Source organism: Chryseobacterium oncorhynchi (genome assembly GCF_002899895.1).
GTDB classification, from domain to species: domain Bacteria; phylum Bacteroidota; class Bacteroidia; order Flavobacteriales; family Weeksellaceae; genus Chryseobacterium; species Chryseobacterium oncorhynchi.
The window spans coordinates 107,711-122,076 of the sequence record NZ_PPEI02000006.1 but is presented as its reverse complement, the minus strand read 5'-3'; the positions used below and the strand labels follow the sequence as shown (position 1 = coordinate 122,076).

Sequence of the window (14,366 nt, the reverse complement as noted above, 5' to 3'; positions counted from 1 at the left end):
AAATAGGTTAATTTTGTTGTCCAATGGATATTCTATATTTAATGATCGTCTGCAGTGTTTCTTTAGCTGCCATTTTCTTGGTCGTATTTATAGTGTATGCCAGAAAAGGACAGTTTGAAGATGATGAATCTCCTGCTGTCAGAATCCTTTTTGATGATGAAAGAGTCAAAGAAAAAGATGAAAATGGCGACAATAATAAAGACGAAAAAGAGATAGGAGAAAATAATAAAAATTGAGAAAAATAGTGAATAGTTGATATGGAAACACAAAAGTTTAGTTATGACAATAGTATTGTCCGTGCGTTCCTCTATGCGACCATCATCTTTGGTTTCATAGGATTTATGTTCGGGCTTACGGCGGCATTAATGCTTTTCTACCCTGAATTACCGGAATTCTTATTCGGTACAGATGATACAACAATTAATAGTTTATCATCAGGTAACATTCAAGGGTTAATAAACACTCATGGAGCATTTGGTTTTGGTAGAATCAGAATGTTGCACACCAACACCGTGATCTTTGCGTTCGTGTGTAATATTGTTTATGTAGGAGTGTATTACTCTACGCAAAGATTATTAAAAACAAGAATGTATAGTGATACATTATCTTGGATCCATTTTTGGACTTGGCAGTTTATGATCGTAGCTACGTTCATTACATTCTTTATGGGTATCAATACTTCTAAGGAATATGCTGAGCATGAATGGCCAATTGATATATTAATTGCTATATCTTGGATCATTTTCGGGGTTAATATGATTCTAACCATTTCAAAAAGAAGAGTAAGACACCTTTATGTAGCCATTTGGTTCTATCTTGGTACTTGGGTTGCAGTAGCAATGCTTCATATCTTCAACAATCTTGAAGTTCCATTATCTTTCACTGGCTGGAAATCTTATTCTGCATATGCAGGAGCAAAAGATGCCATTGTACAATGGTGGTATGGTCACAATGCGGTAGCATTCGTTTTGACAACTCCAGTTTTAGGTTTAATGTATTATTTCTTACCAAAAGCGGCAGACAGACCTGTATTCTCATATAAACTGTCTATTATTCACTTTTGGTCACTAATTTTTGTATATATCTGGGCTGGTCCTCACCACCTTCAGTATACGGCTCTTCCGGCATGGGCACAGGCAGTAGGAACAGGTTTCTCTATTATGCTTATTGCACCATCTTGGGGAGGAATGTTAAATGGTCTTCTTACTTTAAGAGGAGCTTGGGATAAGGTAAGAGAAAATCCTATTCTTAAGTTCTTCGTAGTAGCTGTTACTTGTTATGGTATGGCAACGTTTGAAGGACCGCTTTTAGCAACTAAAAACATCAACAAAATTGGTCACTTTACAGACTGGGTTATCGGTCACGTACACTTAGGAGCTCTTGGATGGAATGGTTTCATGGCATTCGGGGTTATCTATTACTTGGTACCAATTATGTGGAGAACAAAAATGTGGTCTGTAAAATTAGCTAACTGGCATTTCTGGTTAGGGACATTAGGAATTATTTTCTATGCAGTACCAATGTATATTTCTGGATTCACACAAGGATTAATGTGGAAACAGTTCAACCCAGACGGAACATTATTATGGAAAAACTGGTTGGATACTGTAACGGCTATTATCCCTTACTTTAAGATGAGATTCTTAGGAGGTATCTTCTATATTTCAGGAGCTATCCTAATGATTGTAAACGTAATTGCTACAGTAAGACAAGGATCATTCCAAAAAGAAGTTCCTGCAGAAGCACCAGCTTTAGCTAACATCGGAAACAAACGTAAAGAAGGAGAAGGATTCCACCTTTGGTTGGAAAGAATGCCATTATTGTTAACAGTATTATCATTGTGTACAATTTCAATTGGAAGTATGGTAGAAATTATCCCTACCCTATCTCTTAAGAAAAGTGTACCTACAATATCAGCAGTAAAACCTTATTCTCCACTTGAATTAGAGGGTAGAGATATCTATATTCGTGAAGGTTGTAACGCTTGTCACTCTCAGATGATCAGACCGTTCAGAGATGAGATTACAAGATTCAACGGTAAAAACGGACAATACTCTAAAGCAGGAGAATTTATATATGACAGACCATTCCTATGGGGTTCTAAAAGAACAGGACCAGATTTACATAGAGAAGGTGGGAAAAACCCAAGTTCTTGGCACTACAAACACATGTATAACCCAAGATCTACTTCTGCAGGTTCCATCATGCCTCGTTACCCTTGGTTGATCGCTACTGACTTAGACAGATCTAAAATGGTAGATAAAATGAAGCTGATGAAGAATACATTTGATGTACCTTATACAAAGGCTCAAATAGATTCTGCAGACAAATGGGCTAATAACCAATCGGCAAAAATTGTAAAAGATATCTTCTCTGAAGCAAATGACTTGAAAGAGGCATACGCTAAGAGACCTCAAGGAGAATTAGAGAAAAAAGAAATTGTAGCTCTTATTTCTTATCTTCAGAGATTAGGAACTGATATCAAGACAACTGAAATCAAAACAGCAAGTAATAACTAAAAACATTAAAAGGTTCATATGATTCCTCAGAACTTTAAAGATATATTATCCAATACGGAAAATGCTGGGTTTTACCAGACTCTGGCACTAATTTTCTTTATGCTGTTCTTCGTAGCTTTGATAATCTATGTTTTTAGCAAGCCTAAAAAATATTACAAAGAAGAAGAAGAAGCACCACTTGGGGATGATGAAGATGACGATTTTAATTTAAAAAATTAAACTATTTTTATGAAACAAAGAACACCTGTTATCGTAAACATCTTAATAATAATCGGACTTTTAATCGTTTTTTATTATTTGTTTGTACAGAGCTACGCGTTCCTAGCTTCGCCTTACTTCTGGGGAACTGTTGTAATTGCTGGTATTCTAGCATACATCCACAGTGCTATTGGAGATTTGATTGAAAACAACAAATTCAAAACTTTATCTCCGGAAGAAAAAGCAGCTTATTTAGCTGAGAAGAAAATTCCTTTCTTAAAAAGAATGTACGACGCTGCATTCAAGAAGCAATCTGCTTCTGAAGAGAAAGATATCCTTATCGACCACGGTTTCGATGGTATCATGGAATTGGATAATCAGTTACCAAAATGGTGGGTAGGTTTATTCTATTTTGGGACTGCTTTTTGTATTGTATACATTGCAGCTTATTCTTTCACAGATTTCGCTCATCCATTAAGCGAATATGAAAAAGAATACAAGGAGCAAATGGCAAGCATTGCGAAGTATGAAAGCGAGCAACCTCCTGTAACAATTGAAACAGCTAAGTATTCAGCTGACAACATTGCAGAAGGTAAAGAATTATTCAAAACAAACTGTGCATCTTGTCACAAAGAAGACGGTAGTGGAGGTATTGGTCCAAACCTTACTGACAACTACTGGATCAATATGCCAGAGAAGACTTTATTCAAAAATGTATTCCATATGGACTGGAATGGTTCTCCTACTAACCCTGCGATGAGAGCATTTGGTAAAAACGGAGAGGTTTCTGGAGCTGAAATTGAAAAAATTGCAGCTTATGTATACCACATCAACCAGGAAGTAGCACCAGTGACTCAGGCTCAGGGAGGAGCAGCTCCTCAAGGAACTGAAGCACATTGGGAAAAAGAATAATTTAGAAAATTAGAAACATATGAAAAAAACATAATTTGTTATTACCTTAAAAATAGTAACGAATTATGTTTTTTCTTTTTTAAACACATTACTAATATGTCAGACATAGAAGAAATAGAAGTACGAGGCGGACAGGGACAGGTTCTGGACCCTGAGACTTACAGAGATTCTATCGGGACAATGGAGCAATCCGGTAAAAGAAGATGGGTATTCCCAAGAAAACCTAAGGGAAAATACACCAACTATAGAAATCTTGTAAGCTATCTTTTATTAATTATTTACTTTTCATTGCCGTTCATTAAAATTAATGGCAATCCACTATTATTGTTTAATGTAATAGACAGGGAGTTCTTTATTTTTGGACAACCTTTCTATCCACAGGACTTTTTTATCCTTACTTTAGGTGCCATCGCATCCTTAATCTTTATTATTGTTTTTACGATTGCGTTCGGAAGAATTTTCTGCGGGTGGATATGCCCTCAGACAATTTTTATGGAATCTATCTTCCGTAAAATCGAATATCTGATTGAAGGTGACCGAAACAAGCAAATGAAGCTGGACAGACAGGAATGGAATGGTGAGAAGATCTGGAAAAGAAGCTTAAAATGGTCTGTTTATGTTGCCATATCACTGATTATTACTCACTTTATGTTCATGTATATCGTGGGCTATGAAGAAGTAATTAAAATTGTTTCTGAAGGACCCTTTGCACATCCTACCAATTTTATCGTAATGATTCTTCTTACTGCAGCATTTTACTTTGTATTTGCATGGTTTAGAGAACAAGTATGTACATTGGTTTGTCCTTATGGTAGACTTCAGGGTGTACTGATTGATAAAGATACGATCAATGTTTTCTATGATTTCAAGAGAGGAGAAAACAGATCAAAATGGAGAAAAGGAGAAGACAGAAAAGCGGCTGGTAAAGGAGATTGTATAGATTGTCATCAGTGTGTAGTGGTATGCCCTACAGGAATTGATATCAGAGACGGACAACAGCTGGAATGTATCAACTGTACAGCATGTATTGATGCCTGTGATGAAGTAATGGAAAAAGTGGGCCTTCCAAAAGGATTGGTAAGATATGCTTCTGAAAATGAAATTGAGAAAGAAACTCAGTTCAAGTTTACAGGAAGAATGAAAGGCTTTTCAGTATTCTTATTCTTATTGGTAGGATTCTTAGGATACCTTCTTTACAGTCGTGGTGAAATGGAAGCTAAATTCATTAAACCGGCAGGGAGTACATTCTTTGTAAAAGAGGGAAAAATTATCAATACCTATAATTATACATTCTTAAACAAAACAAATGACAAAAAGATCGTTACCATTAAGGTAATAGATCCTGCTCATGGAGAGATCACATATAGTGCTTCAAGTAAGATACAGGTAGACAGAGACAAAATTTCCAAGGGAACCATTAATATCAGCTTCCCTGAGAATGAAATGAGGTTATCTAAACAGAATATTACCATCGGGGTTTATGATATGAAAGGTAAGCTCGTGGATTCTTATCAGACTTATTTTGAAGGACCATTCAAACTGCAATTTTAAATAGAAAAAATGAAGAACTTTAGTTGGGGACACGGTGTTGTAATTGCATTATTTGCATTCATAGTTTTTATATTATCCATGATGTTTCTTTTCCCAAATGGGCAGAAAAACTCAGAAATGGTAACAGATAATTACTATGAAGAAGAGCTACAATACCAAGATGTAATTGATGCTAAGAAAAGAGCTGACGAGTTACAGGAAAAACCTGCATACAGCCAGGAAGCTAATGGAATTAAAATCACTTTTCCAAAAGAATATAATAATTCTAATACTACGGTAAAATTTGTTTTAAATAGAACCGACGACCAGAATTTAGACATAAAAAAATCTGTAGAGCTTGATGCCAACCAAACTTTTATGATACCTGCACAGGTATTGAAAATGGGGAATTATACCCTAAGATTGAGTTGGACAAAAGACAAAACAGACTATAGAATGGATTATGATGTGATATGGAAATAGGACTTATTGTATCGGCTATTGCTTTAGGCTTTGCTTCCGGTTTTCATTGCATCGGAATGTGTGGCCCTATTGCATTATCGATGGGATTAACCAAAAAACAAGCTGCCAATTTTTATCTCCAGAATCTCACCTATCAATTTGGAAGAATATTCACTTATTCATTATTGGGTGCACTCTTGGGGATTATTGGACAGGGGTTTGAGATGGCAGGATTTCAGAAATATCTGACGATTACTGCAGGTGTTCTGCTTATTATCATGGCTGTATTTTCGTTTGGAGGAAAAGATTTTGCTTCAAAGATTCCATTTTTGTCCAAATTTTTATATTCTGTAAAGTTAAATTTAGGGAGATTACTTCAAAAAGCAGATTACCGTTCCAGATTAACAACCGGAATTCTTAATGGTTTCTTACCATGTGGAATGGTTTATATGGCTCTTACAGCAAGTCTTGCAGGAGGCGGAATATGGCAGGGAGCTTTATATATGGCTTTATTCGGATTAGGAACACTTCCATTCATGTTTGCTATTGTTTTGGCCGGAAATCTCATGAATCAAGCTTTTAGGATAAAGGTTTTAAAGGCCGTCCCTGTGATTATGATCATTCTGGGAGGTCTGTTCATTCTGAGAGGTCTAGAACTTGGGATACCGTATGTTTCTCCAAAGGCAGAAGCCATGACTATTTCCAAAGACCCAAACGGAGCTGTTAATTGCCATTAATTAGAAATTATAACAATATACCATGAAGAAAACAATCGTCTTATTTTTAATAAGCCTGTTTACCCTACAATCCTGTACCATAAATACTGAAATGACTTATCATAAAGACTCGGCTTCATCTTTAATTACCGATGTTGATACCAGAGCGTTTATGGCAGAAATGGAAGCTATGACACCTGATTCATTAAAGCAGGAAAAGTTTAAGGACATGGATAGGTTTCCAACCAACTGGACAAGCATGTATGATCTTCTAAAGAAAGAGGGAAAATTAAAGACTGAGAATCAGGACACTATTAGAATCCTTAAAAAGTTTTTTTTGAAATCTACAAAAGAAGATAATAAACCTGTTCCTGTAGGCTTTTCTTTTAAAATGGATCATTTCACTCCAAATGATTATGAGTTAATTAAAAACTTTAATAAAGACGAGAAATTACCTCTTGATCAAAATTTCCTCAATACCTGGGATGGAAAAACACTCGTCATTAATACAGATGTTTTCAATATTAAAAATATTGAAGAAGCAATCCAATCGAAAGGATCAAAAGAAGAAACAGCCAATATGGAGGGGATGATGATGATGTTTTTCAAAAATATCGGAACTACTTTAAAGTTTGAAAATAAAATAAAATCTATCACCGGTAAACATGACTGGCTGAAACAGGTTGATGATTACTCCGTACGGATACAATATGATCTGAAAACCATGTACGAAAAGATTCCTAAGCTTAAAAATGCAGATAAAAAAATAGTTATCGTAACAGAATAAAATAACAAAACCCACCGAATTTCGGTGGGTTTTTATTTGAGACTAAATCAATTAGTTTATAACGTCAAATCTTGCATATTCTGCAACCTTCTTTGGAAGCTTAATTCCCTCCGCAGTCTGGTTATTTTCTAGCAATGCAGCCATAATCCTTGGTAATGCCATTGCAGATCCGTTTAAGGTATGAACCAACTGAGACTTACCATCTGCTTTGTAACGGCATTTAAGCCTGTTAGCCTGGAATGTTTCAAAGTTAGATACAGAACTTACTTCTAACCACATTTCCTGTGCCGCACTCCAAACCTCAAAGTCATACGTCATAGCCGCCGCAAAACCAGTATCACCACCACAAAGTCTTAGAACTCTGAAAGGAAGTTCAAGATCAGTAAGGATTTCCTTAATGTGCTCTACCATTTCTTCCAAAACAGCATAAGAGTTTTCCGGTTTTTCAATTCTTACGATTTCTACTTTTTCAAATTGGTGAAGACGGTTTAACCCTCTTACGTGAGCACCATAGCTTCCCGCTTCTCTTCTGTAGCACTGAGAGAATGCTGTATTTTTAATTGGAAGATCTTTTTCCTCCAATAATACATCACGGTAAAGATTGGTTACAGGAACTTCTGCTGTAGGGATCAGATATAATTTATCTTCATTGATATAATACATTTGTCCTTCTTTATCAGGCAACTGTCCTGTTCCAAAACCGGATGCTTCATTTACAACGTGAGGAGGATTTACTTCTGTATATCCTTTTTCCACATTTTTATCCAGGAAATACTGAACTAAAGCTCTCTGTAACCTAGCTCCTTTTCCTAAATAAACAGGGAAACCGGCACCAGCAATCTTCACTCCTAGTTCAAAATCAATAAGGTTATATTTTTTTGCAAGTTCCCAGTGTGGAATAGCTCCCTCACCAAGTCCCTCCACGGTATGAGACTGGAAAATAGTTTCGTTATCATCAGCAGAAGCTCCACTTTTCACCAATTCATTAGGAATGTTGGGAAGTTGATACAGAATATTTAATAATTCAGTTTCCTTAACCTCCAGCTGAGATTTCAATTCTGAACTCGACTCTTTGTACTGTGCTGTTTTAGATTTTGCTGATTCCGCTTCTTCTTTCTTTCCTTCTTTCATCAAAAGCCCAATTTCCTTGGAGATTTTGTTGATCTCGGAAAGCTGGGAATCTAATTCAAATTGGATTCTTTTTCTTTCTTCGTCAGTAGCAATAGCTTCGTCTACCAACTCAAGATTCTTGAATTGTCTTTTTTTAAGACCTTCTAAAACGCGTTCTTTATTGTCGCGTAAAAAATTGACTTGTAACATTTTATTTAGATGTTAAATATTAGATGTTTGGCTTAATATAAGCTAACAATTTTACAAATTTAAAATTATTTTACGATAGTTACGTTATTTATTGAATTAGGAGCATCTGCTTCCTTGGAAAATTTTTCTTTTCCATTATAAATAACCTTAGAAACCTGAAATAATGTAGGTGATTGACGGTATTGAATTTCCATTGTATCAACCGTTGTTTCTGTTGTATTATTGACTGTTTTTCTTAGCGTAATCATCATTCTTGAATTGTAAGAATTTCCAGTTCCCGGATTACTTGGGCTTACAGAATCCATTCTTCTTCTTTTAGCCCCTGCAATATATTCCATATAAAATACAGAATCGGTTCTCATTCTTAGAGGAATAGTCACCGGAGAATCGTCTCTAGTTCCAAACATATCATTCACACTATAAGAAGTGTATGAACCAGCTTTTTTACTGTTCAATAAATCCGGATTGGTATCTGACTTTATGTAGACATTCATGATCTGATCGATTCTTTGCAAAGATTCTTCATCCTGACCACAACTTATCAGTGCAGAAACAATAACCAATATTCCAAAAACAATGTTTCTCATAACGCAAAGATACTTTATTTCAACTTTCTAAGATAAGAGAAAAATGAAAACATCATTAAAAACCCAACAAAAGTTAATGTAGCACCCAAAGAAATTGCCATCCCGACTACTCCTGACTTTGGAACTAAAAAGTAAGAAAAAACAGCTAGAAGCAGCAGAGATAGAATGGAAAAAAAAGTATTCATTTTCATCAATCCAACTGCAGACAACAGATTTCCATATAGGTTTCTCAATAACATGCTTCCACAAAATACACCTAACAGCAGCGAGAAAACAAATGAATTGTCAGTGTATTGTTCTCCAAAGAAAATACGAATGATAAAACTGCTGAAGAAGCATCCCACAATCAATATCACCAGAGATATAGGGATAAAAATTTTATAGTAATTAATGATATAATTTCTTAGAAATGATTTATTGTGGTGATTTTTAGCAAGAACCGGATAGTCACTCTGCATAAAGGAAAGAGCTACAAAGGTAATGTTTGCGGGAATAAGCAACGCTACCTTATAATTGGCTACGACGCTCTCATCTTTAAAAAAATTCAGTAAAAGTATATCTGCAGAAAAGAAAGCATCCGACAAGAGTGCAGTTATAGAAGCATGTAATGCAAAGCTCCAGATTTCTTTTGTAGTAAACTTTAATGGCAGACTTGTAATCTTTGGCAGTGGTCCTTTAAACCAAAAAAGAGAAAGGAACGGAGATATTGCATTGGCAATCAAATATCCGTACAGTCCCCAAAATAGTGAGAACACAATCATCATCAATAATCCTGAAATATTGACAACGTTATTCACCATTGCAAATTCTTTATTTTTCAAATAAACACGACGCTCAGCCTGAATATGGCTAAGAAAATAAACGCCTATCAGACGAATGGTAAAGAAAAAAAAGATATAAAAGATGTATGAATAATGAGTTACATAAAAAAAAGCCAGTAAAAAAAACACAGCACTTAGAATAAGATGATATAAAAATCCTTTTCTAAAAAGATAAGCTGATAGTTCTTTTTTTTCATCTTCAGAACTACTTAGTGATCCAAATCTAATAAGGCTTTGAGAGCTTCCTAATCCACTAAAAGGCGCAAAAATTGCAAAAACGGAAGCTACAATACTCAACAATCCAAAGTCTTTTTCCGGCAAGATTCTGATCATAAAGAGAGATCCTGAAAAGGCGCATATCTTCGTAATCAGCAAAGATAAAAATACATGCTGCCCTTTATTGGCAAAAAAAGCCCTGATAAAATCTTTTAAACTGTTCATTTCGACCTGATCAACGGAGCACTAAGACCCTTAAGCCTTATATTATATTTTTATATGCCTGACTAAACTCATTGGCTATTGCTGATACTGAAAACTTTTCAACAACATATTGATGAAGCTTTTCTGGAGAATCGACCTTGTAATATCCATTCAGTATATTTTTCATCGCTGTATAGAGTTCTTCTTCAGATTTTTCAATAACGATTCCATGATTTTCTCCAATGATCTCAGGAATTGCTCCTACACGGGTTGCAATCACCGGAACACCGGAAGAAAGAGATTCTAATAAGACGCATGAAAAGCTTTCATAGTCACTGAAAAGAACAAAGCAATTACTTTTTTTCATTTTTTCAGCAACGTCTGAATGTGAAATTTCACCAAATGTTTTGATGTAGCTCTGTCCATCATACTTTTCGATGAGTTTATCCAATCGTTCTACATCTCCGTCACCTCCAATCTGAAGTTCAAAATCCTTATAATCTTTTCTAAGCCGAACTGCTGCTTCAATGATAGCATCCGGATTTTTAAGGGGAATAAGATTTGATATATGAAGAAATGTAAAAGTTTTATGTTGTTTTTCTTTCGGGAAAAATAGTTCTGTATTGACTACATTTCCAATCACCTTAAAGTTTTTACCAATTTTCAGCTCTTTAAGGTTATCCATCAAAATAGTACTTACCGGAAGCACCAAAGAGGCTCTTCGAGCAATATATCGTGCCGTAAGAATGCCTATAAAGGAAAGTTTGGATCTGTTTATCGGAAGAAAACCTGACCAATGTTCTGAGATCACAAACGGAATCTTATATTTTTCCTTTAAAAACACAGCAAAAAACATAGAATTGTGCAAGATATTGGCATGTACCAGATCTGGCATTTGCAATTCCAGAAAACCTTTTTGATAGGCCTGCATTCTATTTCTAAAGTTCAGTATCGGATTTTTGGAGCTTTTGTAGTAGACAATAAGGGTTCTTATTCCTTTGATCTTCTGATCATCAAAAACAAATTCCTGATCCTGGGAAGGATCTCCTATAGCATGCAATATTTCTACCTCATGTAATGACGCCACGGCTTCTGCGTGACGCTGTACAAAGTTACCGTTTGTAGGCTCCAGCTTGTTCGGAAACCATGAGGAAATAAACAGGATTTTCAATAGAAATTATTTTATGGAAGAAGCCCAGCTTTTTTCAAATGGTAAAACAAAATGACTTAAGAAATCAAGGTAGGTATTTTTAGAAAAATCAAAGACCTGAATATCTTTTGATAGTTCTCCGTTTCTTATTTTTGTTTTAAAATCAATAAGTTTCAATGTTTTCACTTCTCCATTTTCAACAAAACTAGCTTTCATTCTATCGAATAGGCCCAATTGGTATTCTTCATCAATCTCTCTCATTATTTTCCCAAGAGCATCAATACTACATCCTGAAGCCATTTCTTTTTCTTCATCTACACATATAACAATAAATTGATTTTTCTCAATTTTAAAAGATGAGGAAAGAGGTTTTCCATGAGCAGCCCACGTTGCTAAAAAATCGAATAATTTTTCAGTAATGGTCTTTGCTTCTTTGGTTTCAAATGGCCTTGACGCCGGATATATAATAACTCTATAGTCGTTGGTTTCTACAATACTGGATTCTTCAATTTTCATATCCTTTCTATTTAAAGTATAAAATTACGATTTTTTCTTCATAAAGTGGATGAAGAATATCTTTCAACAAAATTACTAAGGATTAAATACGCTCAAATACAGCATTATAAGAACCTTCACTCTGACTCAGTATTTTTGTTTTAGTATATCCTTTTTCGTTCAATATCTGTATCAGTTCATCTTCACTATGATGAGAACTCTTTAGCGCTATATTGTTGATTTCTATAATTATTTTAGGCTGATAATGTGTTAAGATATCTGACATCCCTTTTAATGCTGAAAACTCACCACCTTCAATATCTATTTTAATCATATCAATTTTTGATATTTTCTGAGCCTTAATGTAGTCATCCAAGCTTATGCTTTCTACTATTTCTTTAGCCGTAAAATCATTTAGATAGGATGATGCCATTCCTACATTATCATAATGATCATTATATAGAATCTCAAGATATCCACTTTTCTCGGAAATAGCAAGATGCTCCAAAGTGACATTCTTGAAACTATTAAGGCTAATATGTCTGGAGAACTTCTCGTAATTAGGTTTAAAAGCTTCAAAAGCGTACACTTTTCCACTGTTTCCAACAATCCCGGAAGCATTTAAGGAAAACAATCCAATATTTCCACCTACATCAATAAAGGTATCTTCTTTCTTTAAGTTGGAATACAAGTAATCTATTTCAGCTTTTTCGTAATCACCTAAGAAATACAATTGCTGTTGAATCCAATCATCCAGGTCCAGATCAAGCTGAATTGAGCCTCTATAAATAATATTTTTATGTACACCTCGAAAAAGACGATAAGGCTTGAAAATATATTTATGAAAGGCAAAATACTTCTGCCCGAAAAAATGAAAGCTTAAAATAAATTTAAAAAATGAGGCTAAAAGACTTCTCATATTAGTTTTATAGATTGTAAGATGCTGTAATTTTAAGCAAAAATAACAAAACTCAGGAAGCTTCCTGAGTTTTATAATTTTATATAGATTACTTCTTATAAATCGTCTGCTTCAGCAAGAAGTTCTACGATATCTTTTACAGCAACCTCAGTGTTTTTATTGAAATGTTTTACTCCGTCCGTCATCATCGTGTTACAGAAAGGACATCCGGTAGCAATCACTTTAGGTTCAAAAGACAGAGCTTCCTCTGTTCTTTCAATATTAATGTCTTTATTCCCCTTTTCAGGTTCTTTAAACATCTGTGCACCTCCTGCTCCACAACAAAGACCGTTTGTTCTGCAACGCTTCATTTCTACAAGCTCTGCATCCAGCTTTTCAAGCAGTAATCTTGGTGCCTCGTACTCATCATTGGCTCTTCCAAGGTAGCATGGATCATGGAATGTAATTTTCTTTCCTTTGAAAGCCCCACCTTCAATTTTTAATCTTCCCTCTTCCATTAAGGTTTTAAGGAATTGGGTATGGTGAACTACATCAAAGTGGCCACCCAAACTTGGATATTCATTTTTAAGGGTATTGAAGCAGTGTGGACAAGCCGTCACAATCTTCTTTACTTCATAGGCATTCAGAACTTCAATATTAGTAAGGGCCATCATCTGGAAAACAAATTCGTTTCCAGCTCTTTTTGCAGGATCTCCGGTACAGCTTTCTTCCTGTCCCAGAACTGCAAATTCAACACCTATTTTATTTAATATCTTGCAAAATGCTTTTGTAATTTTTTTGGCGCGGTCATCGAAACTTCCAGCACATCCAACCCAAAATAAAACTTCCGGGGATCTTCCTTCGGCAGCATATTCTGCCATTGTTTTAATTTGCATTTTCTTTTTGTTTAATTAATAAATTAGCGTAATATTCCTTTGCCTTTTTCATGACCTCCACAGGTACTATGGAAACATATAAAGGATTAGCTTCGTCATAATTGAGATACTTCCAGGTATTTCCTGTCGATTTGTCATTGAGGGCAAGAATCATACTCTGCTTACTCATTTCCAAGGTTGTATCGTTTAAAAATTTAGCATTCATACCTTGTGCCTCCATCAATCCCAACATCATCTTCTTTTTATCTTCATCAAAGCTTTCTTTCAGAAAGATCATTTTCATCTTCATCAGATAGGTACTGAATGCATATTTGGTATTATCCTGAGTGGTAAAAACATCTGAAACACTGAATATGTTCTTATCCGTTTCTACCAGTTCCATTTTGAACTCATCATTACCCTCAAATAAGCTGTTGAAACTATCAGCCATCATCTTTCTGTCAACTTTTTCAAAAATTGCAGGATGGGTAAGGTCTAACATTCCTTCATAGTCTTTCTTTTCAAACAAAGACATAAAGGCTTTTGAGTCCTCAAGTATTTTTTTCTGGTCTGCAGATTGTGCCATCAAAAAACCGGAACAAATCAATAAAAAAGCAAAAAAAATATTTTTCATTTCAAATCAGCGGGTTCAATGGTTTTTTCTACAAGGTTTTCT

General features: G+C 35.0%; 16 protein-coding genes. 8 read left to right on the top strand and 8 right to left on the bottom strand.

The genetic code is table 11. The features are described from left to right. Window positions 1-23: 23 nt before the first annotated feature. The 8 genes from ccoS to C1638_RS18395 all read left to right on the top strand — a co-directional run bounded on the left by ccoS (window position 24) and on the right by C1638_RS18395 (window position 7,124). Window positions 24-236 (top strand): cbb3-type cytochrome oxidase assembly protein CcoS, encoded by a 213-nt coding sequence (ccoS, locus tag C1638_RS18430; protein WP_109623423.1) that lies wholly within the window; start codon window positions 24-26, stop codon window positions 234-236. A gap of 21 nt (window positions 237-257) precedes the next feature. Continuing rightward, window positions 258-2,519 carry a cytochrome-c oxidase, cbb3-type subunit I gene (gene ccoN, locus C1638_RS18425; RefSeq protein WP_109623422.1) on the top strand — a complete coding sequence of 754 codons (2,262 nt, stop codon included), beginning with the start codon at window positions 258-260 and terminating at the stop codon, window positions 2,517-2,519. Between the two features lie 18 nt (window positions 2,520-2,537). Then, entirely contained in the window at window positions 2,538-2,738 is a 201-nt protein-coding gene (locus C1638_RS18420) for a cbb3-type cytochrome oxidase subunit 3 (protein ID WP_027373015.1), read from the top strand. A gap of 9 nt (window positions 2,739-2,747) precedes the next feature. Then, entirely contained in the window at window positions 2,748-3,629 is an 882-nt protein-coding gene (locus C1638_RS18415) for a cbb3-type cytochrome c oxidase N-terminal domain-containing protein (protein ID WP_106918004.1), read from the top strand. Between the two features lie 96 nt (window positions 3,630-3,725). Further along, window positions 3,726-5,180, top strand: a complete 1,455-nt coding sequence (gene ccoG / locus C1638_RS18410; protein ID WP_109623421.1) for a cytochrome c oxidase accessory protein CcoG — start codon at window positions 3,726-3,728, stop codon at window positions 5,178-5,180. Window positions 5,181-5,189: 9 nt separating this feature from the next. Beyond that, window positions 5,190-5,642: a FixH family protein gene (locus tag C1638_RS18405; protein ID WP_109623420.1), complete on the top strand. Its 453-nt coding sequence runs from the start codon at window positions 5,190-5,192 to the stop codon at window positions 5,640-5,642. After that, complete coding sequence (locus tag C1638_RS18400) at window positions 5,633-6,358, top strand: sulfite exporter TauE/SafE family protein (RefSeq protein ID WP_109623419.1); 726 nt, start codon at window positions 5,633-5,635, stop codon at window positions 6,356-6,358. The genes C1638_RS18405 and C1638_RS18400 overlap by 10 nt, the downstream gene beginning before the upstream one ends. A gap of 22 nt (window positions 6,359-6,380) precedes the next feature. Then, the gene (locus tag C1638_RS18395) at window positions 6,381-7,124 is read left to right on the top strand and encodes a hypothetical protein (RefSeq protein ID WP_109623418.1); all 744 of its coding nucleotides are present in this window, start codon (window positions 6,381-6,383) and stop codon (window positions 7,122-7,124) included. A gap of 51 nt (window positions 7,125-7,175) precedes the next feature. On the opposite strand, the gene serS is transcribed toward C1638_RS18395, so the two are convergent. From serS to C1638_RS18355, 8 genes are all read right to left on the bottom strand, one after another. Beyond that, window positions 7,176-8,444, bottom strand: a complete 1,269-nt coding sequence (gene serS, locus C1638_RS18390; protein ID WP_109623417.1) for a serine--tRNA ligase — start codon at window positions 8,442-8,444, stop codon at window positions 7,176-7,178. Window positions 8,445-8,509: 65 nt separating this feature from the next. Beyond that, window positions 8,510-9,031, bottom strand: a complete 522-nt coding sequence (locus C1638_RS18385) for a hypothetical protein (RefSeq protein ID WP_109623416.1) — start codon at window positions 9,029-9,031, stop codon at window positions 8,510-8,512. A 14-nt stretch (window positions 9,032-9,045) separates the two neighbouring features. Then, the gene (locus C1638_RS18380; protein WP_109623415.1) at window positions 9,046-10,293 is read right to left on the bottom strand and encodes an oligosaccharide flippase family protein; all 1,248 of its coding nucleotides are present in this window, start codon (window positions 10,291-10,293) and stop codon (window positions 9,046-9,048) included. 37 nt (window positions 10,294-10,330) lie between these two features. Beyond that, window positions 10,331-11,443 (bottom strand): glycosyltransferase, encoded by a 1,113-nt coding sequence (locus tag C1638_RS18375; protein ID WP_109623414.1) that lies wholly within the window; start codon window positions 11,441-11,443, stop codon window positions 10,331-10,333. 6 nt (window positions 11,444-11,449) lie between these two features. Continuing rightward, window positions 11,450-11,938, bottom strand: a complete 489-nt coding sequence (locus C1638_RS18370) for a hypothetical protein (protein WP_109623413.1) — start codon at window positions 11,936-11,938, stop codon at window positions 11,450-11,452. An 82-nt stretch (window positions 11,939-12,020) separates the two neighbouring features. Continuing rightward, window positions 12,021-12,836, bottom strand: a complete 816-nt coding sequence (locus tag C1638_RS18365; RefSeq protein WP_109623412.1) for an FkbM family methyltransferase — start codon at window positions 12,834-12,836, stop codon at window positions 12,021-12,023. Window positions 12,837-12,931: 95 nt separating this feature from the next. Next, complete coding sequence (locus C1638_RS18360) at window positions 12,932-13,711, bottom strand: (Fe-S)-binding protein (protein WP_109623411.1); 780 nt, start codon at window positions 13,709-13,711, stop codon at window positions 12,932-12,934. Then, a complete protein-coding gene (locus C1638_RS18355) occupies window positions 13,701-14,324 on the bottom strand; it encodes a hypothetical protein (RefSeq protein WP_109623410.1) in 624 nt (207 codons plus the stop codon). The genes C1638_RS18360 and C1638_RS18355 overlap by 11 nt, the downstream gene beginning before the upstream one ends. Between the last annotated feature and the right edge of the window lie 42 nt (window positions 14,325-14,366).